This is a genomic window from Dyadobacter sp. BHUBP1 (assembly GCF_050587785.1).
Lineage (GTDB): Bacteria > Bacteroidota > Bacteroidia > Cytophagales > Spirosomataceae > Dyadobacter.
In genome coordinates this window covers 175,683-201,214 of sequence record NZ_JBOBIH010000006.1, presented here as the reverse complement: position 1 = coordinate 201,214, position 25,532 = coordinate 175,683, and the positions used below count along the sequence as shown (strand labels likewise).

The window sequence follows — 25,532 nt, the reverse complement described above, 5'->3', positions numbered from 1 at the left end:
TTACTTTGTAACACAAAGTACTTTTATTTTTGTGAATGAATAGACTGTATTATCTGATCGCGGCTCTGGTAGTCTTCCTCCTCGAAGTTTGGATTGCCCTGTATGTGCACGACGATTTCATAAGACCGTGGGGAGGGGATGTATTGGTGGTAGTATTGCTGTATTGCCTTGTGAGCGGTGTTACCCGATTGAATGTACTGTCGGCGGCATTGGCGGTTTTGGTATTTGCATGCTTTATCGAAACGCTGCAATACCTGCAAATCGTCAGGATACTCGGTTTGGAAGGCAATGCATTTGCCCGGACGATCATCGGTACAACCTTTTCATGGTCGGATATCGTTGCTTATACTTTGGGTATTGTGTTGGTAGTGGGAGTGGAAGTGGTTATGAACAAAAGGCAGGCGGTATGAAATGGTTTGTGAAAGAAGGTTCGATCGTGCGGGAAATCTGGGGAAAGGCGGATACGATATTATTCATTTTTGCAGGGGCGTCGGCCGAATTTGCGCTTAATAAGTCGGTAGACTGGCTTTATTTTACAGGAAGGCTTCCCGCGGATCCGCTGGGAAGGCTGTTTTCGACCGTAGGTTACGCGAGGCAGATCGTGTTCTCTGAATATGATGACGCCATGCGGGCCATCCGCCAGATCGCGGCGATTCACCAGGGCGTAGAGCGGAGCCGTAATGCCCGCATCCCCGACAGCGCCTACCGCGACGTGCTTTTTATGCTTATCGACTATTCGATCCGGTCCTTCGAGCTACTTGAAAGAGAACTGACACTGGCCGAAAAGGAGGAATTGTTCAACGTTTTTTACACGGTGGGTGAGGGTATGGGCGTTCCCGGGCTACCCGTGAACCTGCACGCGTGGGAACGGATGCGTGCGGAGCATTTGCAGGAAAACCTCGTCAAAAGCCATTTTACCATTGATCTTTATAAACAATACCGGAAACATCTTGGCTGGTACCGGTACCATTTGCTACGGAATGTGCAAATGCAGCTCGTGCCCGAACGCGTGAATGCATTGCTCGGACTGGGGCAAGGCTGGCTCGTGGATCTGCTGCTGCCCATTTACAAATTCAGCCGGCAACTGGGTGTCGGTACATTTTTGCGTAATATTCTCCTGCCGGAAAACTACAAAACGCAGGTTATTGACCTCGATATGGCGGTCCATTGATCACCTGAAATCCCTGGATGACGGGAAGATTTCTGCCTGGACATTTTTGCGTGGCTGTAACTTTCGCACCTTGGCCTGCGATTCGTACTCATCTTTTTCATCGGCCCGCGATAATGTAAGGACATCGGGCTCCTGCTCCTCGTTTGCCGCAAGATTTCGCAGTAGCCCGGATGCATTGATGCATTTGCTTACCACCACATGTATAACAGAACTCTCCTTTTGCACCTTACCCTCGACCATCAGCAATTTGGAGCGTAGCACTTCCTTGCGGTAGGTATCAAACATGTTTTGAAAAACGACCAGGTTTGCGGTGCCGGTTTCGTCTTCCACAGTGATAAAACAAATACCGCTGGCTGTCCCGGGCCGCTGCCGCACCAGTACCAGGCCCGCCACTTTCACGATTTTACCATCGTTGATATTTTCCAGTTCCTTGCTGGTAACCGCGCCAAGCGCATTCAACTGCTCGCGTACAAAGCTGACGGGGTGTTGTTTCAACGAAAGTGACGTGGCGGCATAATCATGGATTACGTGCTCGGAGAGCGTCATTTGCGGCAATTGCACATCTTCCTCACTGTCGCTGGCCGATGGTTGCCCTTTGAAAAGGCCGATCGGCCGGTCGGCCAACGCGGAGGCTTCCCAAAATGCCTGGCGACGGTCGAAGCCGATTGACCGGAATGCGTCGGCATCCGCCAGTTTTTCCAGCGCGGTATGGGAAATCCCCGCTTCGAGCAATTGGTGAATGTGGGTAAATGGCTTGGTACGAGCGGCGATCAGAATTTGCATTTCTTCCTCCTTCAAACCTTTTACCTGTCGGAAGCCCAGCCTTAAAGCACATTGTTCGCCGGGAATGTTTTCAAGGGTATTATCCCAAAAGGAGTGATTAATGTCGATCTCCCTTACTTTCACCTTATGGTTCCGCGCATCGATGACGATTTGTGCCGGCCGGTAAAAGCCCATAGGCTGGCTATTGAGCAGCGCCGCTGCAAAGACATCGGGATAGTGGCATTTGATCCACGAAGAAACATAGACAAGCAATGCAAAACTGGCCGCATGGCTTTCCGGGAAACCGTAGCTTCCGAAGCCTTCGAGCTGTTTGAAGATGCGCTCGGCGAAGTCTTTTTCGTAGCCTTTTTTTACCATTCCTGACACTAGTTTGTCTCTTAATCTGGATACAACTCCTTTGGCTTTAAAAGTTGCCATGCTTCTTCTCAATTCATCTGCTTCTGTGGGAGTAAAATTGGCAGCAACAATAGCAATATTCATGGCTTGCTCCTGGAAAAGGGGGACTCCTTTGGTTTTTTCCAGAATTTTCCTCAACTCTTCACTTGGGTATTCTTCGTCCTCAATCTTATCCCGTCGTCTTAAATATGGATGCACCATATCACCTTGAATCGGGCCGGGGCGTACAATTGCCACTTCAATCACCAAATCATAGAATTCCCTCGGTTTAAGTCTCGGTAACATCGATTGTTGTGCCCGACTCTCAATTTGAAAAACACCGATCGTGTCAGCCTCGCAGATCATATCATACACCTTTGGGTCTTCCGGAGGAATATTAGCAAGGGTATAATCCTGATTGTAATGATTTCTAAGTAAATCAAATGCCTTGCGTATGCATGTGAGCATGCCTAATGCCAGCACATCTATTTTCAGGAAACCCAATGCATCAATATCGTCCTTATTCCATTCGATGCATGTGCGGTTTTCCATTCTTGCATTAAGAATAGGACAGAGGTCTGAAAGATTGCCTTGTGTAATAACGAAACCACCAGTATGCTGTCCTAATTGGCGTGGGAAACCCATGTATTGCCGGGTCAAGTCGAGGATTTTAATTAAATGCGGATCATTGGGATTGAAACCGTGCTCAGTTATAAGCTTGCCGTCGAGCCACTCATCTGAAAACAATTCCCACAGTGAGCTCGAAAGCCTGTTAATTGCGTCCATCGACATTCCCATGGCTTTGGCAACATCGCGAACGGCACCTTTCTGATGTACTTGCGTAACTGTGGCGACGATACCAGCCCGATCCCGGCCATATTTGTTATAAATGTATTGCATTACTTCCTCTCGCCGCTCGTGTTCAAAGTCTACATCAATGTCAGGAGGCTCATTTCTGGCGGAAGAAATAAAACGTTCGAAAAGCAGGTCAACCTTAGTTGGATCGACAGCTGTAATGCCAAGGCAGTAGCATATGGTCGAATTGGCTGCCGAGCCCCTTCCCTGACAAAGAATATTTTGGGACCTTGCGAACCTGACAATGTCATAAACAGTAAGAAAGTATGGAGCATAATCCATTTCTTCTATAAAGGTTAGCTCATGTTCAATGGCGTCTTCCACTTTTTGCGGAATGCAAGCGTCAAATCGGTCAACCGCACCCTGCCAGGCCAGAATTTCAAGCTCCCGCAATGGCGTCCTCCCCTCCGTAGTCAACTCCTCCGGATAAACATATTTTAAACTACTCAACGAAAACCGGCTGGCGTCCGCGATTTCCTGGGTGCGCTCGATGGCTTCGGGGTATTTTAGAAACAGTCGCTGCATTTCCGCGGCCGGTTTTAAATACCTTTCCGCATTTTCGTGCAACCGGTAACCGGCATTGTAAATGGTGCATTTCTCTCGCACACACGTGAGCACGTCCTGTAATTCGCGCCTTTGCAGGTTGTGGTAATGCACGTCGTTGGTGGCAACCAGCGGGATGTTAAATCGCTGGGAGAGCTGGTCGAGGCGGTAGAACTTTTTCATATCGTCGCCCTGGTAGGAGCGTATGGCGCCGAGATAGAGGTTGTTTCCGAGGGCCTCGCGGTATTCTTTCAGGTTTCGGGGGAAGGAAGGGTCAAAGTCAAAAGACCCATTTAGAGCAGATGGCGGTACGGCTATGAAGTTGATGCCTTCGGCATGCTGGTATACATCGGCTTTGTAAAGGTCACATTTGCCTTTTTCGGTGCGGAGGTTTCCCTTGGTCAGCAATGCGGAAAGGCGGCTGTAAGCCTCCCGGTCGGTAGGATATGCCAGTAAGCTGGGGCCGTCGAGTAAATCGAGGCGGCAGGCGGGGATAATGCGGAAATCCTTGCCCTTCGCGGCCGCGTGCGCACGTACAATGCCTGCGAGCGTGTTGCGATCGGTAATGGCAATGGCTTTGTAACCCAGTTCAATGGCATGCGCCACCAGTTCTTCGGGGTGCGACCCTCCACGAAGGAAGCTGAAATTGGTCGTGACCTGTAATTCAGTGTAATTCATGATGATGAAGTGTAATTCGGTAAATAGCTTGTCGTTCAGGCAAAAAAGCCGTGAATAAACCATTCCGGGCGTTCTTTATCCTTTTCTTCGGAGTATGGACCAAGCCTGAAAACCCAGTAGCGCCGCCCTTGCTGGTCCTCCAAAGTATAATAGTCGCGGTGGAGGCCCTGTTGCAGCCACCATTCCTGCTCGATGCGTTCGGGCCCTTCCGATTTATCTATATAATGAACCTTCCCTTTGTATACAAAAAGCGTAGGTGGGTAATCGGGTACGGGGGCGGTGACTTCAATGCTTTCGGGTTTTGGAAGCAGGAAAACAGGCCTTTGCCGGTCGGTACGCCAGCTGGTATCCGGTTTTTCGCGTAGGGACATCACCGTTTTGACGGACCTTTCAGGCCAATGGTGCTCATCGGGCAAATACCGATGAACTGTTTCGGCACCTGTCCTTCCAGTGACGGCATCTAGTAATTCGGTGATAGCAGCATTTTCAAAACCGCCCGTGGTATCCCACATTGTTTTCTGGGTCATTTCCATATCCTCTATCTCAGGTGCTTCAAGCAGGAACAACTCGATCCCAAAACCGGGTGCAATGGTCTTGATTTTCAATTCAAAAAGCCTGAAAAGATGCTTGACGTGATGTGAAGCGCGGTTCGTCACAATGTCGATTTGCTGTGTTTCGCCATCCACACGGAAGCAACTCAAAACGCTTTTACGTAGCCCTTTACCTTCTTTTACGAGTCGGGTACAAAGCATTTCCAGTAGTTTTTGCAATGCGATCTCAATACCTGTGGCCGTTACAATGGGTTCCAGGCAGGGAAGCCGTTCCTGATATGGGATGACCTGCCGGATGGGTTCGATGAATTCCTGCGAGTACCCGACTGCTTTGTTCAATTTTTCCAGTAAGTCCTCCCCGAACCGCCGGCGCAGCATTCTGGCAGGTATTTGTATGAAGCTGCTGATGGTATAAAACCCGAGCTTTTGCATTTTTTTCAGCGTTTCGGAAGGCAGGCGCAGCGCGGCCGGAGGAAGTTTCAGCAATGCATTACGTTGTTCTCCAGGTGGAATAATGGCTCCCGAGCGTCCATAATGCGCGTGCGCCCAGGCCGCTCCGATCGTATCCGCCATGGCGGCACGCATCGTGTAGCCAGCATGGTTAAGCCTGGTAGTGAGGTCATTCATGTATACGCGTTCGCCTCCCCACAGGTACGCGCACCCGGTCACGTCCAGGATAAGGCCATCCGGTGCATTCAGCGCGACGGTCGGGGTGTAGCGCAGGCACCACTCTGCCAGGGCCTGCAATGCATGCCTCGTAACCTCCGGCTCATCGTCCAGCACCACCAGCGAAGGGAGTATAGCCCGGGCGTCTGCTACAACCATCCCGGGTTCAATGCCCAATGCCCTGGCTTCGGCACTTACCGCGGTCACTATCATCCGTCCGCGTTCAGGTGTAGCAAGCGCAAATTCAAGCCCATATAACTCCGGCCTGACCCGGATTTCATGATCCGTTGCAAGATTCGGGAACCATATGGAAATGAATCTGTCTGGCATTTAAATGTATTGTCAGTGAAGTAGTTGTGAAATATTGATATTATAAATATCTTAAATTGGATTACAATAATATCAAAACACTTTGAAAATTGCCAGCAATTTTTTTGCTTTGTTGAAATGATTTTACACACCTAAAATTTGAATAGTATGACTTCACAACAAGCTCCCACGCTCTTCGAGCAAATCAGGAAATCCGACGAAAACGGTAACGAGTTCTGGAGTGCCAGAGATTTAGCAAAAGTGCTGGAATATACGGAGTACCGGAATTTCAAACCTGTTATTAAAAAAGCCAGAGAGGCCTGTAAACAAAGTGGTCAGCTAGTCGAAAACCATTTCGTGCATTTGCACGAAATGGTCGTAATCGGTTCAGGTGCGAGCCGAGAACTAGAAAGCGCCAGGTTATCCCGCTACGCTTGCTACCTCATTGTCCAGAATGCCGATCCGGCAAAAGAAGTAGTTGCCCTGGGGCAGACTTACTTCGCTGTACAAACCCGCTTGCAGGAAATCCGGCAAATGGAGGAATACAACCGGTTGAATACGGAGGACGAAAAACGAGTCTTTTTACGAGGTGAACTGACCAGGAACAACCTTCTTCTCGCAGAAGCCGCCAAAACGGCTGGCGTTGTCGAGCCGATCGATTATGCGATTTTCCAGAATCATGGCTACATGGGATTGTACGGCGGACTCGATGCAAAAGCAATTCGGGAAAGGAAGGGCTTGAAAAAGAGCCAGAATCTGCCTGACCACATGGGTAGTTCCGAATTAGCCGCAAATGTTTTTCGAGCTACGCAGACCGACGATAAATTGAGGAGGGAAAATATAGCTGGTAAGGATCGGGCTAATCAAACACACTTCGAGGTGGGCGCCAGGGTGCGCCAAACGATTCAGGAGTTGGGCGGTACTATGCCTGAAAATCTTCCACCGGCCGAGAATATCGGGAAGATCGGTAAGGGATCTCGAAAACGGCTCAGATAGTCAGATTTCCATTGATTGTAGAAGTTTTGGAAAAAATTCTGCTCCTGAAAATTGCGTAAGTAAATACTTACATTTACTATTGTGTAAGTAAATGCTTACGTATATGTCCATTGAAGCAAGAAGAGATGTTTTTCAGGCGATTGCAGATCCTACCCGCAGGCAGATTATTAACCTGATCGCCTATCAATCCATGAACCTGAATGCCATTGCTGAGAATTTTTCGATCAGCAGACCGGCTGTTTCACAGCACATTAAGATCTTAATGGAATGCGGGATGGTGATGGTGAGGCAGGAAGGACGGGAGCGGTATTGCGAGGCGAAGCTGGATGCTCTAAAGGAAGTGTCTACCTGGGTCGATCAGTACCGGCAGTTCTGGAACACGCAGTTCGATTCCCTCGATCATTATCTGAACCGCATTCAAAACAACAATCAATCCGATCAATAAGATGGAAAATCAGGTAACTCCAAAGGCGGAATTAAAAATCGTACGCCAATTCAAAGCGCCGCAGCCCTTAGTTTATAACGCATTCGCTTCCAGGGAGTCGTTTGCGGCATGGTGGGGGCCGGCAGGTTCTACAATCACCGTGTTAAGTTTTGACTTTCGTGAAGGCGGAAGAACTCATTATAAACTCGATAACAATGGGCTGCTTATGTGGGCGCTTTTCCGCTATCAGAGAATCCAACAGCCGGATTCCCTTGAATTTCTGAGCTCTTTCACCGATCCGGAGGGTAATATCAGTTCGTCGCCATTTCCGATCGATTTCCCATTGGAGGTGTATAACCGTATTACTTTAAGTGAAGCGAACGGCATTACTACGTTGACTCTTTACGCGAAGCCTGTAAATGCAACACCCGGACAAGAAAAGACATTTGCGGATCTCAATGCCAGTATGAACCAGGGATACGAAGGTACCTGGGGACAGTTGGATGCCTATCTCGCCAGGGTACAGGGTTAATGTATCTGCCGTTCACTCAAAATATTGTGCATCAGTGGTTTTGAAATGCGTTTGTGTTCATCTGTACATTGTGTTTGGCTGAATGACATCATAAGTTTGCAATCCGGTTTAGCCGTAAGCCGGACTTTGCATTCTTGTTTCGCACATCATTCATACACGCATGAAAATGATCATTCAATCAATTACGCTGGTGCTAGCTTTTCTTCTGTTGGCTTCGGTGCAAAGTGTTGGCCAGAACAATAAGCCGGCAGTCAATTACATGGGTATTCCCGGGCCTGTAGTGTTCCAAAATAAAAGCTACCAACTGATTTGGTCTTCACATCCTGACGCTTCGCTTTACAAGCAGGAATATCTGGTGGCCGGCGACGGTCTCCCTAACTATAAATCGATGATAACCATTGATTTTGTGATTGTGGCGACCAATGTTGATCAAGCAGTACGGACTAAGCTTCGTGAATTGGAACAATTGAAAAAGACGCTGGACGTCAATTATGAAGTGATCGGCAATGCTGCCACTGGCGAAAAGATCATCGATTGCCTGCTCGGGCAGACGGCGACCGACGACGCGAAAAGTATTTATGAACACGATGTGTACCGTTTCAAAGCACTTACGGCGAAATCGGGACAAAAGGGGATATTGCTGTATGCGCTTAGTAACCGTGCTTACGGAAAGGACATTCATCCGTTTCTGACCCGGTTAAAAGCTGAACGGAAGGCGTTGATTGCCGAGGTTGCAAAGGCATCTGTCCCTGACATTACCATTAAAAAGTGACAACATGGAAAGCGAAGCTAACCGTTATGTAGGCCCGCCGACGACGCGTTACGCGTACGCAAAGGAGTTTTGGGTGGAATGTCCGAAATGTGCCAAAGCAGCGCGCGTTATCAAGACAGACCTGGTGGGGATCAGCGACGACAAGCTGGTATGCCATCATTGCAATTATTCGGAAACTGCTGACGAGCGTTTGCGTTACACGGCAACCGTCAGTCGTGCTTGCGGCCATTGCGGAGAATACATCGAAGTGAGTATTCCTAATAACAAGGAGAAGGTAGCCGAACTGAAATATTCTTGCCCTCATTGCCATGTACCCGAAGTGTATAAGCCCAATAATGTGCCCTACCGATTGAGGTATAGCCCCGAAAGGCTGACGGATCCGGTTTTTGGCCTGCCGCTTTGGTTTCAGCAAAACATCCGGGGCGATACACTTTGGGCCAGTAACAAGGAGCATTTGCTAGAAATCCGTAATTACGTGACCGCAAGGCTGCGGGAAAGACAAACGATGCGGGTTACGACCATGGTCGAGAAGCTTCCGCAATTTATTAAAGCCGCTAAGAACCGGGAGGCGGTTTTGAAGGCTATCGAACGAATGTTGAAGAAGTAATCTAATGGAAAAAACTACCCCAACTTTTGCTCCCGAACTTTACATTCCGAATGGCGTGAGGGATGTCGACTTTTACATTAATGGTCTTGGCGCGGTCGAGCTCCGCCGTTTCTGCAATGACGATGGTACAATTCATGTTTCGGAGCTATCGATTAACGGCGCGGTATTTCATTTGCATGAGGAGACGAGGAATCCTGCTTTATTTAGCCCATTGCGTCATCAGGGATCGACGGTGACAATCGGGTTGTTCGTGGACAATGTGGATGCCTACATGGCAAGGGCAGTAGCCGCAGGGGCAAAGGTTACCTCGCCGGCGCAGGATTACGACTATGGCTACCGGCAAGGCGATGTACTGGATCCGTTTGGGCATGTGTGGATGTTTGAAAGCAGGATTATGTAACTTGCATGAACAAAATTCAATTCCATCGTCCATGTTCAAGCAGTTACTTTCCGCATTCCTGATCCTCGTTGCATTTTCCGCCAATGCCCAGCACATACTGGATTCATTATTCATCGACGGGCATTACCGGGTGTACGCCTATAATCCGTCCGTGAAAGTGAGGCCAGGCGCCAGCCTGGTATTCGTAATGCATGGGTCGGGCGGGGAGCCGTTGGGCTTTGCACGCCGGGGTGCGAAGCTGGAATCGCTTTCGGAATCGGAGAATGTGCTGGTGGTTTATCCGGGAGGGTATAAAAGGTATTGGAACGAATGCCGTAAGGCATCCACGGCGCTAGCGAATACACAGAATCTGAACGAGGAAGCATTTTTTGATGCGTTGATCGATCTTTTTGCATCAAAATATAAAATCAATAAAAAGCAGGTTTTTGCGACCGGCTTTTCGGGTGGCGGACACATGTCGTACAAGCTCGCGCTCACAATGCCCGGGAAAATCCGGGCCGTTTCGGCGATCGTTGCCAACCTTCCTACCGATGAGAATATGGACTGCGCGCCCATGAATGTACCGCTTCCCGTTATGATCACCAATGGAACGGCCGACCAAACCAATCCTTACGATGGAGGTGAGGTAACAACGCCGGGCGTTAAGTTAGGAACGGTGCGGTCTACCGACCAGTCGTTTCAGTACTGGGCAAAACTCGACGGATATTCCGGCGAGCCCGTAAAATCCGCCATGCCGGATGGCGACACCTCCAATAATATCACGGTGGAAAAATACACCTATCAAAAGAAAGGTAAGCCGGAGGTGACTTTGCTGAAAGTAATCAACGGAAAGCACGAGTTCGTAACGGATTTTGATATGTTTGAGGAGTCGTGGAAGTTTTTCAAGCGGCAACTAGGGAAATAATAGTTGCAGGTTGCTATTTGTTGTTTGCAGCAAAGTCGTCCGGTAGCTTCTTGAGCCATAAATTCACCACCCGGCCATTCGACATTTTGATGCCTGTGATAACGCCGGAAGGGTTTCGGACGATTTCGATATTCTGGACAAACCACCACGGTGCGTTCAGCCTATCTTTACCGACGATTTTCAGGTCGGCCTCGCCGTGATGTACGTGAATGAGCTTCAACGCGTCGCCCTTTTTGGCAATGGTGTAAATCGTTTCGAGCTCGGGACTATAATATTGCCCGGCAAATTGAGCCGCGTCAATGGCATCCGTTTCCTGCGCGTTAACCCTCGTTCCGGGGTGATTGCCGTTTTGTTTCAGCGTGATGCGATTCACTTTACCGTCTTTTGCTTTGTGAAATACCACGGACGCCTCCACGACTTTTAGGAAAAACGTCGAATCCGACGACGGGAATATCGCCGCCGATGGCTGGCCTGTGGCTTGGGTATAGTAGCTGCTGCCGTCCCGCCAGAATTTTAATACAAATCCCGGAGCTTCGTCTAGCGAGTAAGAGCCGGCATAAGCACGGAAGAGGGTTGAATCAAATGCATAATTTCCGGATGCCGCTGGTTTGGTAGTTGAATCGGAGGGTTTGTCTTCTTTGGTAAAAGAGGATAAATACAAATCAGCCATGTCGAGGTTCTTTTTCGATGCGTTGAACTCCGCCTGGTTGCTCAGAACGATAAATCCGTAATCTTCTTTGGGAAAATAAGTCAGTGAGGAGCGGAAACCGGCGTCGGCGCCGTCGTGGCCGTAATAGGAGAGGCTTTTGTATTTGCCGTGGAGGAGCCCGGATGCGTACGACAGCGTGTCGCCTTTGGTAAGTCGGCCGCGTTCAAGCATCTGTTTCATGATATTCGGACTGCTTACTTGAGGGTTGCGGAAATTGTTGATCCACAATGCAAGGTCATTGACGGTCGTGAAAAGGCTGGTGGCGCCGACATTGCCATAACTCAATATGCTTTTACTGAACATTGTCGGCCCGATGGCGCCGGGCGTACGGTGAAATGAATAGGCGCGTCCTTTTATAATACCTTCCTGATTATCAAAGAACTGTGTGCTTTTCATGCCTAATGGTTTGAATACATTTCGCTCCATCCAGTAGGCAAAGGGCTGTTTTGTGATACGGCTAACGGCTTCGGCAAGTAACGTGTAACCCGTATTGCAATAGGTAAAAGCACTTCCAGGTTCAAAATTCAGTTCTTTTTGCCGGGTAACGAGGTTCATCACATGCTGTTTGGTGATCACATCGTCGAGCTGCCAACCTGCCATGGCCAACAGGTTCCACTGATCGCGGAGACCGCTGGTATGGTTGAGGAGGTGCCGAATGGTGATGGTTTTGCCAAAATCGGGAACTTCCGGAATATGTTTGCGGATATCGTCGTCAAGTGAAAGCTTACCTTGCTCAGCCAGTAGTATGATGGCGTATGCAGTGAATTGTTTGGACACCGACGCCACATGGAAAATCGTTTCAGGGCCTATTTTGGCACCCGTTTCCAGATCCGCCTCACCGAACCCTTTGGCATAAATCAGCTTGCCACCATGCACCACACCTACCGCCGCGCCAGGCATTCCGGGCTTGTTCCACTCTGCAAATAGTGAATCCGCTTTGACCGTTGTGCGCGGAGACTGGCATTCAGCGGCTTGAATGCCTGCCACTAATAGTAAAACAGGGATAAGGAGGCGTAGTGATGCTTTCATACCAGTGATTATTGATGAGCGATTGAATGTATCCCAATATAGGATATCAATGCACAACAATGCGAACCGTTCTGGATGAAGGCGGTGATAAAAGGATAAGTGGTAAGACTAACGATCCTTCAAATCGCAATCGTTCGGTACGGTTATGATCTCCATACCTTCGAATGCATTGGGCATGTTATCGTAGAGTTCGTGGTGGGCCTTTTCGTCGATAATTGTACCAATAGTGTCTGGTATTTTATCTTTGCGGATGGTCGGCGCCGGTTTTTCGCAAGTAAGTAGTGCTGCGTGGAAAACGAAGGCGAATGGAAGCATCAGGTAACTGGTCATGGCTAGTAGATCGATTTATTCAATAAATATAAAGTTAAATTATATATAATACTAAATAATTTATTGATAAAAGTTTGCCGACGGGCTAAGCTCTTTGTGCAATATAAGCGGCAGCGGTGTCTGCCTCTTGTTGGTTATGACCCGGAACTTCTTTCGATAGGTATTCAAATCGCCCAGCTGCCCATTGCATATCCCATTCTCCCGGCTCGCCATTCCGGATTTTTTGTAGTTGGACCCGCCAGCAAGGATGTCCTACACCAGGCATGCCTTCTTCCAGTTGGCTGGCCATGGGGGTTACCTGCCAGCGCGATACGCAGGCGAGGGTATTTACAGCGCGTGGATTGCAGCGGTGCAGAAAACCCGTAACCCGGCTTTGTTCCACAGCCAGTTGCAGACGCCGGGACTCCGTAAAAGTGATTTCACGAAATTCCCCGACCACCGCCGTCAGCGACTCGCATTTCAACGCTTCTTCCACGGCCCAGATCACATCCTTCTCTCTGCTGAGATCAATGAAAATCACATGGTGCGGTTCTACGCCAAATGCTTTCAATGCCGCCGCGAATACCATGGGACGTATGCCGATCCACAGACATATGCCATATTCCCCCATCAATTTCCCCAGTAATGCTGCCATAAAACCTGTCGTTGCCGCGGCACTTTCAGGATCGTTGCTGATAAATTCATGTACAGCTCCGGTAGGAAAAGTATGATTGGGGAAAGAGGCATCCATAACCCCTAACCCGAAATCGATCTTCCTGGCCCCGACAGGCGCACGAAAGCCCTGCAATGCAAGAATATCTTCTTGCAACCTGTTAAACATGCCGTTTTTCAGGAGTGGGAGAGCCATAAGGAACGTTTGAGTTACTTATTGATATTTTTAATATCAATAATTGGGTTTCAAAAATAACTATTGTGAACTTGTACTGCAATAAAACGAGTTTAAATGTTTTGAAACGCGTCGGCCTATTTTGTTGGTCTACCATACAAAGCGTTATGTCGACATAGCCATTTTTTGTTGCCGGAAAGCGCGAACTTCAAGCGAGCATTAAACTAGAAAATGATGACAGAGTCTTTTGATATGTATAAAAGCCGAATTATTGGCTATGTAGGGGCACAGGAGCCAATGGAGCTGCTGGAAAGAATGCCTGATATTTTAGAAGCGTTAGTAAGGGAAACCTTGCCGGATCAATTGCATTTCAAGCCAGCGCCGGACAAGTGGTCCATTAACGAAATCGTGGCACATCTGGCTGATGATGAGCTGGTCGGAGCTTACCGCATCCGGATGATTTTGAGCGCACCGGGTACGGACATACAGGCGTTCGATCAGGCTGAATGGGCCGTGCGGGGCAAGTATGGACAAATTCCGGTTGAAGATTCGCTGGTATTATTCGCCCAATTGCGCCATACAAACCTGCAATTGTTAGGTCTGTTGGAGCCTCATCAATGGGATTATTTTGGGATTCACGCCGAAAGGGGTAAAGAAAGTATCCGTGATATTGCATTGTATTATGCAGGGCATGATATTAATCATCTGCAACAGATCCGGGCAATCCTGAATAGGTAAGGGAGAAAGAGTAACGGCTTTTAGCCATAACAACCATGGCGTGGAGAGTCGTGTCATGCGTTAAAACTGCTATTCATATGAAAAAACTCCTGGCCCTCGCCGCCATTGCATTGGCCTGTTCCGAAAAGAAAGTGGATAAACGTGATAACTGCGTGCCGGTGGAGCGGGTGACGGTTTCGGCGGATTGTTATGCGGGTACCGATGGGCTGTTGCTGACGGCCGATTCGCCTTCTTCCATAGCCCTCGATTGGGTACTGGCGCCGTTAAAGGATACTTCGGGCGCGCAGACGTACCTGCCTTATTACGCGAGCACGACGTCGAATCAACTGGTGGTGCCGGATAGTATTGTGCGGAAATATCCGAAAATAGGCGTCATGTTTGTCGGCGCTTACGGATGCCCGTCGGATATGTATTTCAGCTTTGTACGCCGGATGGACGGCGATTCATGCGCCCGCTGGTATTTGCAGGAGCGCTTTTTGAAAGATGGCTAACGAAAAAGCCGGGGTTCACGATTGGCCCCGGCTTTCGAAATGCCTTGCATGGCCTATTGAGCTCGTACGTCGATCATCCAATCGATCCCGTACTTGTCTTTGAATGCACCGAAAATGTCGCCCCAGACCTGTTTCTCCATAGGAACGGTAATGGTGCCGCCTTCGCTGAGCTGCGCGAATTTGCTGCGGAGATTGGCTTCGTCGAAACCGCTGAGCGAGAGCTGGATCTTGTCACCCCCGAGCGGGCCCGGCTTTGGCGTGTCGCAACCCATAAAATCGATTTCTCCACCCATTAGCGTAGCGTGCATGATATGGTCGCGGATGGCGGCAGGGCAGCTGTTATCCACTTGCCCGAAAGTCATCATATTCAGCTCACCGCCGAAAATGCCTTTGTAAAACTCCATCGCTTCACGGCAGTTGCCTTCGAACATCAGATACGGGTGTAAAACGGCTTTTTCCATTGTGCTTAGTTATTATGGTGGTTGTATGAGTGTAGCAATCACAAATTTAACCGGGTGTGAACAATGGCTGCGGGTGCTAACAGGACAACCAAAGGGGGACAATGCGACATCATCCGATCTTACAATTTCCTTAACTTGATATTGCGGTACCAAACCGTGCTGCCCCAGTCCTGCAAGCCAATACGCCCCTTGTAATTGCCTTTGGAAATCGGCGCGGCTTTCAGTCCGCTGTTGGCAATGCGCTGCTTCCAGTCGGTGCCGTTGAGGTCGTGCTCCTGCACCATAAACTCGTTTTGGTATACGGTCAGTTTGCCTTTTTTTACAATGAAATGGATCTTGTTCCATTCTCCCTGCGGGTTGCCTTCGCGCAGGCGGGCATTCGCGACACCGAAAAAGTCGCTCGCGCGGTGTGTATTTTCTTTGGCACCTTCGTAAATTTTATCGTCGATCACTTGCAATTCCAGCCCGGTATCGTGCATGTTTTTGTAGGCAGGAGATTCTTGTACAAAAAAGAAAATGCCGCTGTTGGCATACTTGCTCACCTTCCATTCTGCCTTGAATTCGAAATCGCCATTCACCACCTCGTCGATCACGATGTCGCCGCCGTTTTTGGCCTTATTCCCCGCTCTTTCGGGAACATTCAGTTTAATCGCGCCATCCTCTATCAGCCAGGCCGAGCCGGGGGCCTTGCCATTATAGGCGTGCCACCCTTTCAGGTCCTTGCCGTCGAACAGCAATTTCCAGCCTTCTTTCTTTTCTGCTGCAGTGAGGGTGTTGAGGGCCTGCGAGTAGGTGTTCAGGGAAATGAGCGCAGCGACTGCGGTAACGAAAAAACGGGTCATAGGGGCAGATTTAAGTGTTTTTGATTCATTTGAGTCTTGCAAAATACTGATAAATTTTCATGAAATTACCTTATTTTTGGGCATCCTAACTGACCTTTTAACTATGCGGCCTTATCTTTTCGGGCAAAAATGGCTGCTGGGTTTCGCCCTCGCACTGGTTTACATTCCGCTCCGAACATACATAAACGTCCCTCAACAATATTGGCATACCATCCCGCGCAACCTGCCGCTGTTCGGACTGGAAATCGTGATCAGTACCGTTTTTTATACTGCCTGGATTTACCTGATGGACTGGTTCCTCAGAAAACAGGCCTCGCTTACCGGCACCGACAAATCACCTGCATTCAGCATCCGCGACCAGCTCATTGCGTTGATACCTGCCGTGCTGCTGGCATTTTTGTTCAATATGATCCTGGCGCGCACCTGGGGGCTGATAAGTCAATGGTGGAACCCGCTGCCGCGGCCTTCGTTGTCGGATTTCCGCGTACGCGATCTCATGTATACGCGTTGGCGGGCAGGACAGGCGCTCACGATCCTCGCGCTTATCGCCGCTTACTACCTCTGTGTGAGCAATCAGGTGCAGGAAAAGATGAAAAAACTATTGGTCGACGCCGAACGGCTTGAAAAGGAGAATATGCATGCACGTTTTCTCGCATTGAAAAGCCAGGTAAGCCCGCATTTTTTATTCAATAACCTCAGCGTGCTGTCGTCGCTGGTAGAGTCGCGGCCGGAGCAATCGGGGGAGTTTATACAGGAACTATCGTCGGCGTACCGCTATATTCTGGAACAATCGGAACTGGATAAGATCAGTTTGAAGGATGAAATGAAGTTCCTCGATACTTATATGTACCTGCTGCGGACGCGTTTCAAAGAAAAGGTGGTGCTTGATTCGGCGCTGTCGCCTGGGGATCAGGAGCGGTATTACATCATCCCGCTAACCTTGCAACTGTTGGTGGAAAATGCAGTGAAGCATAATACCATGTCGTTGCTTAATCCTCTCGTAATCAGTATCAAGATTGTGGATCAAATGCTTGTAGTAAGCAATCCTTTGCAACTCAGGCAACAAGATCAGCCTACAACGCGTCTTGGGTTAAAAAATATTATCAGCCGTTATAGGTTGTTGCAGGATAAGGATGTGGTAATCGACAAGACTGCCACTCATTTTACGGTGAAAATACCATTACTATCATGAATGTACTGATTGTCGAGGACGAGGAACTTAGCGCCGAACGCCTGCAAAACCTGATCCGTAATATAGATCCTTCCATTCGGGTGCTTGGTATCATTCCGTCGGCTTTCGAAACGATTGCTTATTTGCAAAACAAAGCCAATACGCAGCCAGACCTGATTTTCCTGGACATTCATCTCGAAGACGACAACGGTTTCAAAATCCTGGAAAGCCAGGGGCTCATGACCCCGGTTATTTTTACAACGGCATTTGACGATTACCTTCTTCGGGCATTCAAGGTACATAGCATCGATTATCTGCTGAAACCCATTAATCCGCTCGAATTGCAGGGGGCGCTGAACAAGTACCGGAATATCAGATCAAACGGCGGCCTGTCAGCGGAGGAGATCATGCATTCACAGGAGAAGTACAAGGACCGGTTCCTTGTAAGCGCCGGCACGCGGATGTTTACATTCAAAACCTCCGAAATAGCCTATTTCATGATCGAAGAACGCGCCACTTTTATGCGCCTGTACGATGGCCGGCATTTTGCGGTGGAATACAGTTTGGAAAAGCTCTCGCAAATGCTCGATCCCGCCGAGTTCTTTCGCATTAACCGCACCATGCTGTTATCGCTCCACGCGATCCGTGAAATGCATGCGATGTCGGCCGGAAAGCTGAAAATCGATTTGAATCCGGCAGCCACGCACGAAACTTATGTGAGTTCCGAGCGTATGACGGAGTTTAAAAACTGGCTGGGAAAATAAACTGGCGTTTACTTCGGCACTTGAAATTGCCGTTTCAGCTCCGGAAAACGGGCGTTCCGCGATTTGCATTTTCATTCCAAATGTGGCTTGGCCAAATTGGGTTCAAACAGCAGGAGGTTTGTGTTATGTCAGTAATTCAATTCAATGCCCACAAGAAGTACCATGTGCTTCAAAGTAAAACCCGCGTTTGGGAAACCCACAATGATCTGACCCCGCATTATCGCATCCTATTTATCCGCAGCGGGGAGGGACATTTCAGCCTCGACGGGAAATTGCATGATTATGCCGAACACGGTGTCATTCTGCTTCGCCCCGGCCAGCATCCGATATTTCAGGAAGACAGTAGCGCCGAAATCTTCCTCATCGCATTCGACACCTGGCTTTCTGAGGATTTCTTGCAGAAAAAGGAGTTCAGCCCCGATTTTGCGGATATTTACAAACAAGCCGAACACCTTTGCGACGGCCTGCGCCTTACCCAGGGCAAACCTCTGCAAAACGAGCGTGATGCCCAGACTATCACCTACCTGATCAACCAGATCCTTTTTGAAATAACGCAGCAGCCCACGTCGCATAACAAACTCATCCGCGGAAGTATCGACCTGATTGTGACCATTCTCGCGCGGAATAATTTTGAGAGTAAAAAAGTAGAAGAAGCCACTTCGAAGCAGCGCCTCGCCGGGGCGATTATCGACTACCTGCGGCAGGAATTGCATCAGAACAAGAACATCCGCGTACCCGAATTGCTTATGCGCTTCAATATTTCGGAAGACGTCGCCAATCTTTGCGTGCTTAACCAGACGGGGATGTCGCTGCGTAACTTCATTTTTAAATACAAGGCCGATCTTTTCAAAAGCAGGATGCTGAAAATCGACATTTCGGAACTCACCGGCTACCTGCAATCGGGCGGTCCGCAGACGCAGCATCAGGCTGTGTAGACTCGCGCTTTGTACGTGTGACTTATTTTACGGAAGCAGGTGTTTGCCGATTTTCGGGTAAAAATCCCGACCTTCGCGCATTCGATAACACACATACTTTCAGTAGTTTACGTATGAAGCGATTCTCCATCCTGCTTATTCTTTTTGCATTCATTATCAGCCCGGTTGCCGCGCAACAGGAAGCGCCGCAGACGTCCTTGAACCACTATATCGAATTTCTGAGCCAGTCGTCGGAGCAGGTTATCCGCCGGTTCAAAATGCTTCGCGACTATCAGGACGACGTGGCCCGTTACCGTAAGAAGCCGGATTACGGCTTACGCCTGCCGTCGTCGGGGCCATTGGAAGAATATTATTACCAAAAGGCAACACACGGGTTGGGCATCGAAGCGGGAAAGCGGAAGCAATTGAACGCCGGGCTGGAAAATGTCTGGCACGTGCTCAACAAGCTCGATGAAACCTGCAAAGCGCTGGAAACTTATGTGCGGCTGAAAGATTACGAGCGCGACAAACTGAAAAAATCCGATGCGCTGGTCGAGGAAATACAGTCGCTTTTTGAACGCTATGCACACGACAAAAACGCATTGTACACGCAAATCAGGCAAGTTTACACGGGCGTTCAAAATCGTCCGGTTACCGATCCTTATATTGTAACAGAGAAGGCCATGGGCGAAGTAATCGCCGCCCAACAGCGGTTACTGGATGCATTACCCTATTATCTGAATGAAGAAAACAAAGCCGAATGGCCGGTAGCGCTCGTGCGGCAGAGCATCCTGGATGATGAAAAGGTGCTCGCGACCATTGGGAATACCGCTTCGCAATTGCAATACCCGGCATCCGATATGGTGGGTAGTTTCAAATCGGCATTGACGTCGATGCAGGATATCAAACGGCGGGCGCTCGATGATCACAACTTCGCGGCGCAACAGTCGGCCCGCCACGGTAATGCGGTGTATTTATCGCTGGTGGAGCAGTTTAATCACGATATGCTGGAATTTTACAAGGCGTTTGTCGGGTATAGCAGGCCGGGGCATTTGCTGTTGAATTATCCGTTTTTCAGCCCGGTCATGAAGGCGGAAGGGGCGAACAATGTAGCTTCTGCCGGCAAAAGCACTCCGCCGTTTCAGGATAGGTCTTTTCAGCCATTGAATGTTAAAAAAGCGACTGCTCCTGCCAACGCAGCGGTGGTTAAGACTTTAAATCAATATGTGGATTGGATCAACGAGTCATTGCGGCAAATGCATTTGCTGCAAATGATCGTTCGCAACTACCAGAGCTCCGCAGAATACTACCGCGATCCCGCAAAGGCGCAAAAGCGGGCCAATCTAAGCTACTCGCATGAGGACTTCAAACTGCCTTCTTCTGAATATACCCTGCTTTTGAGCGCGAGTTCAGCCATTCCGGAACCTTACCGCAAATCAGTGACCGGCCAGGCGGAGGTGTTGATGAATATTTTACAGGAAATGGACGGCCTAAGCATCGAGCTGATCCGTTATACTTCCGAAAAACAATATCTGCAAGACCAGCTCAAACGCTCCGACGCCATTCTCGACCGCTACCTTGTTCTTTTCGATATTCTGGATAAAAAGAAAGAGCAGCTCTACAATGATGTCCGCCGCATTCACGAAAGCTATCCCAATGCAACACCCACAAGCTCGTGGTACATCGCGGGTAGCGCTATGCTGAAAACCATGGATAATGGTCACGATGTGATGTTCGGCCTGCGGGATTATCTTAAAGGAGAGGCTTCGAAACTACCGGAAACCGACCGGTTGGAAGCCGATAGCAGACAATTGATCGCAGACGAGTATAAAAACATGAAAGGACTGCAGCGCTATGGTAGAAGTAACGGGCTTTGCCCGTATACGCCCTATGAGGACCTGGGGGCCAATGCGGGCCGGTTTGCGGAGAGTGTTCAGAAATATAAGCCGGATAGATCGGGTTATGCGGCACATCCTTATGAGTCGTTTTACTATTTCTATAACAATGAGCTGGTTTACGAGTATAACAACTTCATAGAGCTCTCGAAAGCAGGGCTACTGAAAACAATTAACCAGCCCGATGTTTTCGCATTCCAGCGGACTACTCCTCAGAAACCGGATGTACCGCCGGCGAAAATAGAGGAGCCGAAAATCGAAAAGCCCAGGGTTGAGAAGCCAGCCGAAGCCATAACGCAGGTTCAAGCCAACAATGGCGACATAACTGCCACACCGAAGCCTCCTGCGCGCCAGGATACGCGCCCGCTCGCGAACGAGGGCGCGCCTGCGAATGCGCCCATTACGCAGGTGAAGCGCGACACCGTGTACGTAGAGCGCGTGCGTGTGGATACCGTGTATGTAGACCGCAATGCACAACTGCAAAACGTTACCCGCTCGCTCGAAGGCTTTGCGCCGAACAACATGGTACTGCTGCTGGATGTGTCGTCGTCGATGAACTCTCCTTACAAATTACCCCTGCTGAAACGCTCCATTAAATCGCTGCTGACACTCGTACGGCCCGAGGATATGATTTCGATCGTGCTTTATTCCGGCAAGGCAAGGGTAGTGCTGAAACCAACTTCGGGCGCCAAAGCATCCGAAATTGCAAGGATGATCGACCTGCTGCAATCCGACGGCGATACGGATGGTAATGAAGGCATTAAACTAGCCTACAAAACCGCCAACAAACAGTACATCCGGGCCGGCAATAACCGCATTGTGCTCGCTACCGACGGCGAGTTCCCCGTGAGCGACGAGGTGGTGGACATGATCCGCCAGAATGCCCGTCAGGATGTGTATCTGAGTGTTTTTACCTTTGGACGCAACGAGCATACCGGCCAGAAACTCAAAAAGCTAAGCGAACTGGGCATGGGTTCCTATGCCCACGTAACCGACGCCAGCGCCGACCTGCAACTGATCCTGGAAGCCCAGGCGAAGAAGCTGGCTGGGAAGTAACGCCGCGAGGTATGGGACCTGGAATGCTGTGCGTAAGGAGGGCATGATGGAATGGATGTTTGCTTAGTATAAAAAATAGAAAAAGGCCGGTCCGCATCTTCGGAAACCGGCCTTTCGTCATTACAACTGTACATTATGCGCCTTGCTGCGCAGGAAAATTGATCATCCAGTTTACGCCGAACTTGTCCTGGAAAGCGCCAAAATAATCGCCCCAGAATTGGTCTTCCATCGGCATTTCGATGGTACCACCCGCTGATAGACCGTTGAAAAACTCATCGGCCTGTTCGCGGCTGTCAGGGAAAATGGAAACGTAATTATTATTGCCGACTTTGAGCGTCTGGCCCATGGAAGGCATAATGTCGGAAGCCATCAGCAACTCATCGCCCACCGGCAATGCAATGTGCATAATACGGTTTCTTTCATTTTCGGGCAGGTTTTCCGAGCCGGGGGCGCCGTCCATTCTGTGAACGCCCCGGAATTCGCCACCGAAAACGGATTTGTAAAAATTGAATGCCTCTTCCGCAGTTCCGTCGAAGTTGAGGTAAGGATTGATTTTGGGCATAGCTAAAAGATTTAAAGGTGATTGGACTTGATTTTAGATTGTTGACAGATGCAAAAGTATGGACTTGCACCGTCACGCATGCTCCCTAAAACGGACATTCACAGGGGGCGGTCGCGACAAATTGAAGTCCTTTTTTCGACACTTCAAAATTAACAGATAAATGTTGCGCAAGTAAGTACTTGCATATATATTTGCAAGCAAATACTTGCATGTTATGAGAGCACGAAGAGATGTATATCAGGCCATAGCCGACCCCACGCGCCGGGCGATCATCGGTATGCTGGCCGAGCAGCCCCAGAATGTGAATGCCATTGCCGAGCAGTTTGATGTAACCAGGCAGGCGATTTCGCTACACGTTAAAATCCTGAGTGATTGCGGGCTGATTTTTATCCGCAAAGAGGGTAGGGACCATATTTGCGAAGCGCGGCTCGATAGCCTCAGCGAAGTGTCGGTGTGGGTGGAGCAGTACAAAAAGCATTGGGAGAGCAAATTGGATTCATTGGAAAGCTATTTGGAACAACTAAAAAAAGAGCGATATGGAAAATGAAAAAAGCAGCACGCACGACCGCGAACTGATCATTACCCGCAAACTGAATGCGCCGGTAGAGCTGGTGTGGGAGGTGTGGACCCAGCCGGAGCACATTGCCAAATGGTGGGGGCCAAACGGCTTCACGAACACGATCACGACAATGGACCTCGTGCCGGGCGGTGTATGGGAACTCGTGATGCACGGCCCCGATGGAAAAGATTATCAGAACAGGAGTATATTTAAGGAAGTTATTCCGTTGAAAAAGATTGTATACCAGCATTTTGCGCCCAGCTTCGTGACCACGGTGGAGTTTGAAGCGCAGGGTGAGGAGACGTTTCTGCGCTGGCATATGCTTTTCGAATCGGCGGAGCAGATGATCCGCATCGTGAAATCGAACAATGCGGCCGAAGGCTTGAAAGAGAATGTCGACAAGCTCTCGGTGTATCTCGAAGGCAGGAAAGCTATCCAGCAGTCATGAAAACGCTGGTCGTTGCATTGCTCGGCGCAATGCTGAATTTATCCGTTCAAGCACAACAAACTCGCATGGAACAGCCAAAAACAACCGGTTATGCGCCCGTGAATGGGCTGAAAATGTATTATGAGGTTTACGGGGACGGCGATGTTCCGCTGGTGCTTATTCACGGCGGCGGCTCGACGATCGAAACAACATTCGGCAATATTCTGCCTAGGCTCGCGGCATTCAGCAAGATCATCGCCGTTGAGTTGCAGGCGCATGGCCGCACGAGCGATCGTGACGCGCCCGAGTCGTTTCAGCAGGATGCCGACGATGTGGCTGCATTGCTCCGGCATCTGAAAGTAGGAAGAGCCAATGTTCTCGGTTTCAGCGACGGCGGCTGTACTACAATGCAACTCGCCGGTCGTCACCCTGAACTGATTAACAAAATCATCGTGGTAGCCTCCAATTACACCCGTGCGGGGATGATAGACGGCTTTTTCGAAATGATGGATAATGCCTCGCTCGATAATATGCCTGCGCCTTTGAAAGAATATTACCTCAAAGTAAATCCCGACCCGAAAGGCCTCCAAACGATGTTCAATAAGGACCGTGAGCGCCGCCGGACCTTCGCAGATTGGCCCCAAAGCGACCTCACGCGCATACAGGCACCCGCATTGATTTTGAGCGGCGACAAAGATGTGATCAAAACAGAGCACATTGTCGAAATCTCCAAGCTGATCCCGAAGGCCGAGCTCGTGATCCTTCCCGGCGTGCATGGAACATTACTAGGAGAGATTTGCACGGCAAAGGCCGGTAGCAAGCAGCCGGAAATCACGGCCATACTCGTGAAGGAGTTTTTGGAGGGAAACTAACTGCCCAGCACCTCCCGGACCTTTGTCCATTTTATGCCAGGATAACGAGCATTATCCAGCGGTCCCAGCTTGGGCAAGCCGCTGAGCATATTATGCAAATATTGCATGCCCTGCCAGGGCGGGAATACTTCGCCCCTGGCGGGGGCAATTGTGCGCATGATGCGGATCATCATCGCCAGAAAGCCCAATCCTCCGATCCTCCACAATCGAAATTCTTTTCCATGGGCCTGGCTGGCAGCCCGTTGCAAGTCCTGTATGGTGGCTACTTCGGCCGCAATGCGCAAGAACCGCGGTGCCTGTGAATCCAGTGCCGCAGCGGCAGTAAATGCGGCGGTGTTGGCCATGGTTGTGAAATCCATCGGCTGATCGGCTTCGCCCCAGTAGATCACGCGGTTCAGTTTGGGAAGGATCAGTGGCGCCTGATCTTTGAGCAAGTCGGTGAACATGCCGTTGAGAATGGAAGTAGCGTGGATCGGTGTGCGGTCGATAACCGACGCAAAGGCACGACGGAGGTCGAGATTACGGTTCGAGCCATCCGGAAGTTTTGTATAATCAATGCAATAGTCAGAGGGAATGAAGCGCGGCACGCCAGCATTCAGCGCGGCTTTGAGCAGGTCGGATTGCGTTTCGACGATCACGTCCTGCAAACCCGACAATGCCGAAACGACACATTGTGCATTCCGGAGTGCTTCGGCGAGTGTAACCGTGTTCTGATAATCGACCGGGATTATCACCGCTCCGGCTTTTTCCAGTATTGCTGTTTTGGACAGGGGCGTATCTCTCCGTACGAGCGCCCTTACGTGCGCATGCCGTGTGAGGAGTTCCTGAACGATCAACGTTCCGAGGTGCCCGGTTGCACCGGCTACGACGATCGTCTGAGGGGTAGTGTATAATTGTCCGATCATTTGGTGTCTTTTCTGTAACTATTCCGTGGCTATTGCCCGGTTATATACAGAAACAATTATGCCAATTGGAATAAAAAAGGAGAGGTATTTGCCTCCCCAAGATCGTTCGTCCGTACAAATTCTTTTCAATAGCCTCAGGAGATTTCTTTTACCCTCTCAAAGAAAAACAGTAACTCCTTGAAAGAACAAAAGGTGTCGGCAATGCGCGGGTCATAACCGAGCTCCTTCTGGGCCAGCGTGAAGCCGGTGTAGATTGTCCAGGGGTCCTCTGTCCATGACACCGGATCACTGACATTCAACAACGCTTTCACTTCGCGGCCATAGGCCATGCAAACCGGGTCTTCGGGGCCGGTAGGGGTTAGTAATGCGTTCATAGTGCTTGCACAAGTCAAAAAGCGCACTACTTTTCAAGTGG

28 protein-coding genes are annotated in these 25,532 nt (G+C 49.6%); 18 read left to right on the top strand and 10 right to left on the bottom strand.

The window, feature by feature from the left end:
• Positions 1-35 precede the first annotated feature (35 nt).
• Both ACQ4MZ_RS22965 and ACQ4MZ_RS22960 read left to right on the top strand, forming a co-directional pair.
• A complete protein-coding gene (locus ACQ4MZ_RS22965; protein ID WP_430848908.1) occupies positions 36-410 on the top strand; it encodes a DUF2809 domain-containing protein in 375 nt (124 codons plus the stop codon).
• Positions 407-1,171, top strand: a complete 765-nt coding sequence (locus tag ACQ4MZ_RS22960; protein WP_430848906.1) for an oxygenase MpaB family protein — start codon at positions 407-409, stop codon at positions 1,169-1,171. Before ACQ4MZ_RS22965 ends, ACQ4MZ_RS22960 begins: the two co-directional genes overlap by 4 nt.
• On the opposite strand, the gene ACQ4MZ_RS22955 is transcribed toward ACQ4MZ_RS22960, so the two are convergent.
• Positions 1,172-4,405 (bottom strand): error-prone DNA polymerase, encoded by a 3,234-nt coding sequence (locus ACQ4MZ_RS22955; RefSeq protein ID WP_430848904.1) that lies wholly within the window; start codon positions 4,403-4,405, stop codon positions 1,172-1,174.
• Between the two features lie 35 nt (positions 4,406-4,440).
• Entirely contained in the window at positions 4,441-5,952 is a 1,512-nt protein-coding gene (locus ACQ4MZ_RS22950; RefSeq protein ID WP_430848902.1) for a Y-family DNA polymerase, read from the bottom strand.
• A gap of 147 nt (positions 5,953-6,099) precedes the next feature.
• Here ACQ4MZ_RS22950 and dinD point away from each other — a divergent pair, with 147 nt between their 5' ends.
• The 7 genes from dinD to ACQ4MZ_RS22915 all read left to right on the top strand — a co-directional run bounded on the left by dinD (position 6,100) and on the right by ACQ4MZ_RS22915 (position 10,566).
• The gene (gene dinD / locus ACQ4MZ_RS22945) at positions 6,100-6,927 is read left to right on the top strand and encodes a DNA damage-inducible protein D (RefSeq protein ID WP_430848900.1); all 828 of its coding nucleotides are present in this window, start codon (positions 6,100-6,102) and stop codon (positions 6,925-6,927) included.
• 103 nt (positions 6,928-7,030) lie between these two features.
• Positions 7,031-7,372, top strand: coding sequence for an ArsR/SmtB family transcription factor (locus ACQ4MZ_RS22940; protein WP_430848898.1), 342 nt, complete (start codon positions 7,031-7,033; stop codon positions 7,370-7,372).
• Position 7,373: 1 nt separating this feature from the next.
• Positions 7,374-7,883, top strand: coding sequence for an SRPBCC family protein (locus ACQ4MZ_RS22935; RefSeq protein ID WP_430848896.1), 510 nt, complete (start codon positions 7,374-7,376; stop codon positions 7,881-7,883).
• 166 nt (positions 7,884-8,049) lie between these two features.
• Positions 8,050-8,655, top strand: a complete 606-nt coding sequence (locus ACQ4MZ_RS22930) for a hypothetical protein (RefSeq protein WP_430848894.1) — start codon at positions 8,050-8,052, stop codon at positions 8,653-8,655.
• Between the two features lie 4 nt (positions 8,656-8,659).
• Positions 8,660-9,262: a hypothetical protein gene (locus ACQ4MZ_RS22925; protein ID WP_430848892.1), complete on the top strand. Its 603-nt coding sequence runs from the start codon at positions 8,660-8,662 to the stop codon at positions 9,260-9,262.
• A gap of 4 nt (positions 9,263-9,266) precedes the next feature.
• Complete coding sequence (locus tag ACQ4MZ_RS22920; RefSeq protein WP_430848890.1) at positions 9,267-9,662, top strand: VOC family protein; 396 nt, start codon at positions 9,267-9,269, stop codon at positions 9,660-9,662.
• 31 nt (positions 9,663-9,693) lie between these two features.
• Positions 9,694-10,566, top strand: a complete 873-nt coding sequence (locus tag ACQ4MZ_RS22915) for an alpha/beta hydrolase family esterase (protein ID WP_430848888.1) — start codon at positions 9,694-9,696, stop codon at positions 10,564-10,566.
• Between the two features lie 13 nt (positions 10,567-10,579).
• On the opposite strand, the gene ACQ4MZ_RS22910 is transcribed toward ACQ4MZ_RS22915, so the two are convergent.
• The 3 genes from ACQ4MZ_RS22910 to ACQ4MZ_RS22900 form a co-directional block, all read right to left on the bottom strand.
• Entirely contained in the window at positions 10,580-12,304 is a 1,725-nt protein-coding gene (locus tag ACQ4MZ_RS22910) for a serine hydrolase domain-containing protein (RefSeq protein WP_430848886.1), read from the bottom strand.
• A gap of 108 nt (positions 12,305-12,412) precedes the next feature.
• A complete protein-coding gene (locus ACQ4MZ_RS22905; protein WP_430848884.1) occupies positions 12,413-12,634 on the bottom strand; it encodes a hypothetical protein in 222 nt (73 codons plus the stop codon).
• An 85-nt stretch (positions 12,635-12,719) separates the two neighbouring features.
• Positions 12,720-13,481 (bottom strand): ImuA family protein, encoded by a 762-nt coding sequence (locus tag ACQ4MZ_RS22900; protein WP_430848882.1) that lies wholly within the window; start codon positions 13,479-13,481, stop codon positions 12,720-12,722.
• A 210-nt stretch (positions 13,482-13,691) separates the two neighbouring features.
• Between ACQ4MZ_RS22900 and ACQ4MZ_RS22895 the strand changes: the two genes are divergently transcribed.
• Both ACQ4MZ_RS22895 and ACQ4MZ_RS22890 read left to right on the top strand, forming a co-directional pair.
• Positions 13,692-14,198, top strand: a complete 507-nt coding sequence (locus ACQ4MZ_RS22895; protein WP_430848880.1) for a DinB family protein — start codon at positions 13,692-13,694, stop codon at positions 14,196-14,198.
• 77 nt (positions 14,199-14,275) lie between these two features.
• On the top strand, positions 14,276-14,689 hold the full coding sequence (locus tag ACQ4MZ_RS22890; RefSeq protein WP_430848878.1) for a hypothetical protein: 414 nt from the start codon (positions 14,276-14,278) through the stop codon (positions 14,687-14,689).
• A gap of 53 nt (positions 14,690-14,742) precedes the next feature.
• Here ACQ4MZ_RS22890 and ACQ4MZ_RS22885 read toward each other — a convergent pair whose 3' ends face one another.
• Positions 14,743-15,150 (bottom strand): VOC family protein, encoded by a 408-nt coding sequence (locus ACQ4MZ_RS22885; protein ID WP_430848876.1) that lies wholly within the window; start codon positions 15,148-15,150, stop codon positions 14,743-14,745.
• Positions 15,151-15,269: 119 nt separating this feature from the next.
• Entirely contained in the window at positions 15,270-15,992 is a 723-nt protein-coding gene (locus ACQ4MZ_RS22880) for a 3-keto-disaccharide hydrolase (protein ID WP_430848874.1), read from the bottom strand.
• 103 nt (positions 15,993-16,095) lie between these two features.
• On the opposite strand from ACQ4MZ_RS22880, the gene ACQ4MZ_RS22875 reads away from it, so the two are divergent.
• The 4 genes from ACQ4MZ_RS22875 (at position 16,096) to ACQ4MZ_RS22860 (ending at position 21,792) form a co-directional block, all read left to right on the top strand.
• Complete coding sequence (locus ACQ4MZ_RS22875; protein ID WP_430848872.1) at positions 16,096-17,184, top strand: sensor histidine kinase; 1,089 nt, start codon at positions 16,096-16,098, stop codon at positions 17,182-17,184.
• The gene (locus ACQ4MZ_RS22870; RefSeq protein WP_430848870.1) at positions 17,181-17,927 is read left to right on the top strand and encodes a LytR/AlgR family response regulator transcription factor; all 747 of its coding nucleotides are present in this window, start codon (positions 17,181-17,183) and stop codon (positions 17,925-17,927) included. Before ACQ4MZ_RS22875 ends, ACQ4MZ_RS22870 begins: the two co-directional genes overlap by 4 nt.
• Positions 17,928-18,052: 125 nt before the next feature.
• Positions 18,053-18,862: a hypothetical protein gene (locus ACQ4MZ_RS22865; RefSeq protein ID WP_430848868.1), complete on the top strand. Its 810-nt coding sequence runs from the start codon at positions 18,053-18,055 to the stop codon at positions 18,860-18,862.
• 113 nt (positions 18,863-18,975) lie between these two features.
• Positions 18,976-21,792 carry a VWA domain-containing protein gene (locus ACQ4MZ_RS22860; RefSeq protein WP_430848866.1) on the top strand — a complete coding sequence of 939 codons (2,817 nt, stop codon included), beginning with the start codon at positions 18,976-18,978 and terminating at the stop codon, positions 21,790-21,792.
• A 133-nt stretch (positions 21,793-21,925) separates the two neighbouring features.
• Here the strand turns inward: ACQ4MZ_RS22860 and ACQ4MZ_RS22855 are convergent, their stop codons facing one another.
• The gene (locus tag ACQ4MZ_RS22855; protein ID WP_430848864.1) at positions 21,926-22,354 is read right to left on the bottom strand and encodes a VOC family protein; all 429 of its coding nucleotides are present in this window, start codon (positions 22,352-22,354) and stop codon (positions 21,926-21,928) included.
• A gap of 214 nt (positions 22,355-22,568) precedes the next feature.
• Between ACQ4MZ_RS22855 and ACQ4MZ_RS22850 the strand changes: the two genes are divergently transcribed.
• From ACQ4MZ_RS22850 to ACQ4MZ_RS22840, 3 genes are all read left to right on the top strand, one after another.
• Positions 22,569-22,901, top strand: a complete 333-nt coding sequence (locus ACQ4MZ_RS22850) for an ArsR/SmtB family transcription factor (RefSeq protein ID WP_430848862.1) — start codon at positions 22,569-22,571, stop codon at positions 22,899-22,901.
• Positions 22,891-23,361 (top strand): SRPBCC family protein, encoded by a 471-nt coding sequence (locus ACQ4MZ_RS22845; protein WP_430848860.1) that lies wholly within the window; start codon positions 22,891-22,893, stop codon positions 23,359-23,361. Before ACQ4MZ_RS22850 ends, ACQ4MZ_RS22845 begins: the two co-directional genes overlap by 11 nt.
• Before the next feature lie 65 nt (positions 23,362-23,426).
• Positions 23,427-24,212: an alpha/beta fold hydrolase gene (locus ACQ4MZ_RS22840; protein ID WP_430848858.1), complete on the top strand. Its 786-nt coding sequence runs from the start codon at positions 23,427-23,429 to the stop codon at positions 24,210-24,212.
• Here ACQ4MZ_RS22840 and ACQ4MZ_RS22835 read toward each other — a convergent pair.
• The gene (locus ACQ4MZ_RS22835; protein WP_430848856.1) at positions 24,209-25,117 is read right to left on the bottom strand and encodes an NmrA family NAD(P)-binding protein; all 909 of its coding nucleotides are present in this window, start codon (positions 25,115-25,117) and stop codon (positions 24,209-24,211) included. The two genes, ACQ4MZ_RS22840 and ACQ4MZ_RS22835, sit on opposite strands and share 4 nt — an antisense overlap.
• Before the next feature lie 134 nt (positions 25,118-25,251).
• Positions 25,252-25,491: a hypothetical protein gene (locus ACQ4MZ_RS22830; RefSeq protein WP_430848854.1), complete on the bottom strand. Its 240-nt coding sequence runs from the start codon at positions 25,489-25,491 to the stop codon at positions 25,252-25,254.
• Between the last annotated feature and the right edge of the window lie 41 nt (positions 25,492-25,532).

Bases quoted from the DNA above. Each gene is read 5' to 3' on its own strand.
- ACQ4MZ_RS22935 (WP_430848896.1), top strand. From the start codon at position 7,374: ATGGAAAATCAGGTAACTCCAAAGGCGGAATTAAAAATCGTACGCCAA.
- ACQ4MZ_RS22890 (WP_430848878.1), top strand. From the start codon at position 14,276: ATGAAAAAACTCCTGGCCCTCGCCGCCATTGCATTGGCCTGTTCCGAA.
- ACQ4MZ_RS22930 (WP_430848894.1), top strand. From the start codon at position 8,050: ATGATCATTCAATCAATTACGCTGGTGCTAGCTTTTCTTCTGTTGGCT.
- ACQ4MZ_RS22880 (WP_430848874.1), bottom strand. From the start codon at position 15,992: ATGACCCGTTTTTTCGTTACCGCAGTCGCTGCGCTCATTTCCCTGAAC.
- ACQ4MZ_RS22920 (WP_430848890.1), top strand. From the start codon at position 9,267: ATGGAAAAAACTACCCCAACTTTTGCTCCCGAACTTTACATTCCGAAT.
- ACQ4MZ_RS22870 (WP_430848870.1), top strand. From the start codon at position 17,181: ATGAATGTACTGATTGTCGAGGACGAGGAACTTAGCGCCGAACGCCTG.
- ACQ4MZ_RS22840 (WP_430848858.1), top strand. From the start codon at position 23,427: ATGGAACAGCCAAAAACAACCGGTTATGCGCCCGTGAATGGGCTGAAA.
- ACQ4MZ_RS22830 (WP_430848854.1), bottom strand. From the start codon at position 25,491: ATGAACGCATTACTAACCCCTACCGGCCCCGAAGACCCGGTTTGCATG.
- ACQ4MZ_RS22895 (WP_430848880.1), top strand. From the start codon at position 13,692: ATGATGACAGAGTCTTTTGATATGTATAAAAGCCGAATTATTGGCTAT.
- ACQ4MZ_RS22915 (WP_430848888.1), top strand. From the start codon at position 9,694: ATGTTCAAGCAGTTACTTTCCGCATTCCTGATCCTCGTTGCATTTTCC.
- dinD (WP_430848900.1), top strand. From the start codon at position 6,100: ATGACTTCACAACAAGCTCCCACGCTCTTCGAGCAAATCAGGAAATCC.
- ACQ4MZ_RS22855 (WP_430848864.1), bottom strand. From the start codon at position 22,354: ATGCCCAAAATCAATCCTTACCTCAACTTCGACGGAACTGCGGAAGAG.
- ACQ4MZ_RS22965 (WP_430848908.1), top strand. From the start codon at position 36: ATGAATAGACTGTATTATCTGATCGCGGCTCTGGTAGTCTTCCTCCTC.
- ACQ4MZ_RS22960 (WP_430848906.1), top strand. From the start codon at position 407: ATGAAATGGTTTGTGAAAGAAGGTTCGATCGTGCGGGAAATCTGGGGA.
- ACQ4MZ_RS22865 (WP_430848868.1), top strand. From the start codon at position 18,053: ATGTCAGTAATTCAATTCAATGCCCACAAGAAGTACCATGTGCTTCAA.
- ACQ4MZ_RS22850 (WP_430848862.1), top strand. From the start codon at position 22,569: ATGAGAGCACGAAGAGATGTATATCAGGCCATAGCCGACCCCACGCGC.
- ACQ4MZ_RS22845 (WP_430848860.1), top strand. From the start codon at position 22,891: ATGGAAAATGAAAAAAGCAGCACGCACGACCGCGAACTGATCATTACC.
- ACQ4MZ_RS22955 (WP_430848904.1), bottom strand. From the start codon at position 4,405: ATGAATTACACTGAATTACAGGTCACGACCAATTTCAGCTTCCTTCGT.
- ACQ4MZ_RS22885 (WP_430848876.1), bottom strand. From the start codon at position 15,150: ATGGAAAAAGCCGTTTTACACCCGTATCTGATGTTCGAAGGCAACTGC.
- ACQ4MZ_RS22900 (WP_430848882.1), bottom strand. From the start codon at position 13,481: ATGGCTCTCCCACTCCTGAAAAACGGCATGTTTAACAGGTTGCAAGAA.
- ACQ4MZ_RS22940 (WP_430848898.1), top strand. From the start codon at position 7,031: ATGTCCATTGAAGCAAGAAGAGATGTTTTTCAGGCGATTGCAGATCCT.
- ACQ4MZ_RS22910 (WP_430848886.1), bottom strand. From the start codon at position 12,304: ATGAAAGCATCACTACGCCTCCTTATCCCTGTTTTACTATTAGTGGCA.
- ACQ4MZ_RS22950 (WP_430848902.1), bottom strand. From the start codon at position 5,952: ATGCCAGACAGATTCATTTCCATATGGTTCCCGAATCTTGCAACGGAT.
- ACQ4MZ_RS22925 (WP_430848892.1), top strand. From the start codon at position 8,660: ATGGAAAGCGAAGCTAACCGTTATGTAGGCCCGCCGACGACGCGTTAC.
- ACQ4MZ_RS22905 (WP_430848884.1), bottom strand. From the start codon at position 12,634: ATGACCAGTTACCTGATGCTTCCATTCGCCTTCGTTTTCCACGCAGCA.
- ACQ4MZ_RS22875 (WP_430848872.1), top strand. From the start codon at position 16,096: ATGCGGCCTTATCTTTTCGGGCAAAAATGGCTGCTGGGTTTCGCCCTC.
- ACQ4MZ_RS22835 (WP_430848856.1), bottom strand. From the start codon at position 25,117: ATGATCGGACAATTATACACTACCCCTCAGACGATCGTCGTAGCCGGT.
- ACQ4MZ_RS22860 (WP_430848866.1), top strand. From the start codon at position 18,976: ATGAAGCGATTCTCCATCCTGCTTATTCTTTTTGCATTCATTATCAGC.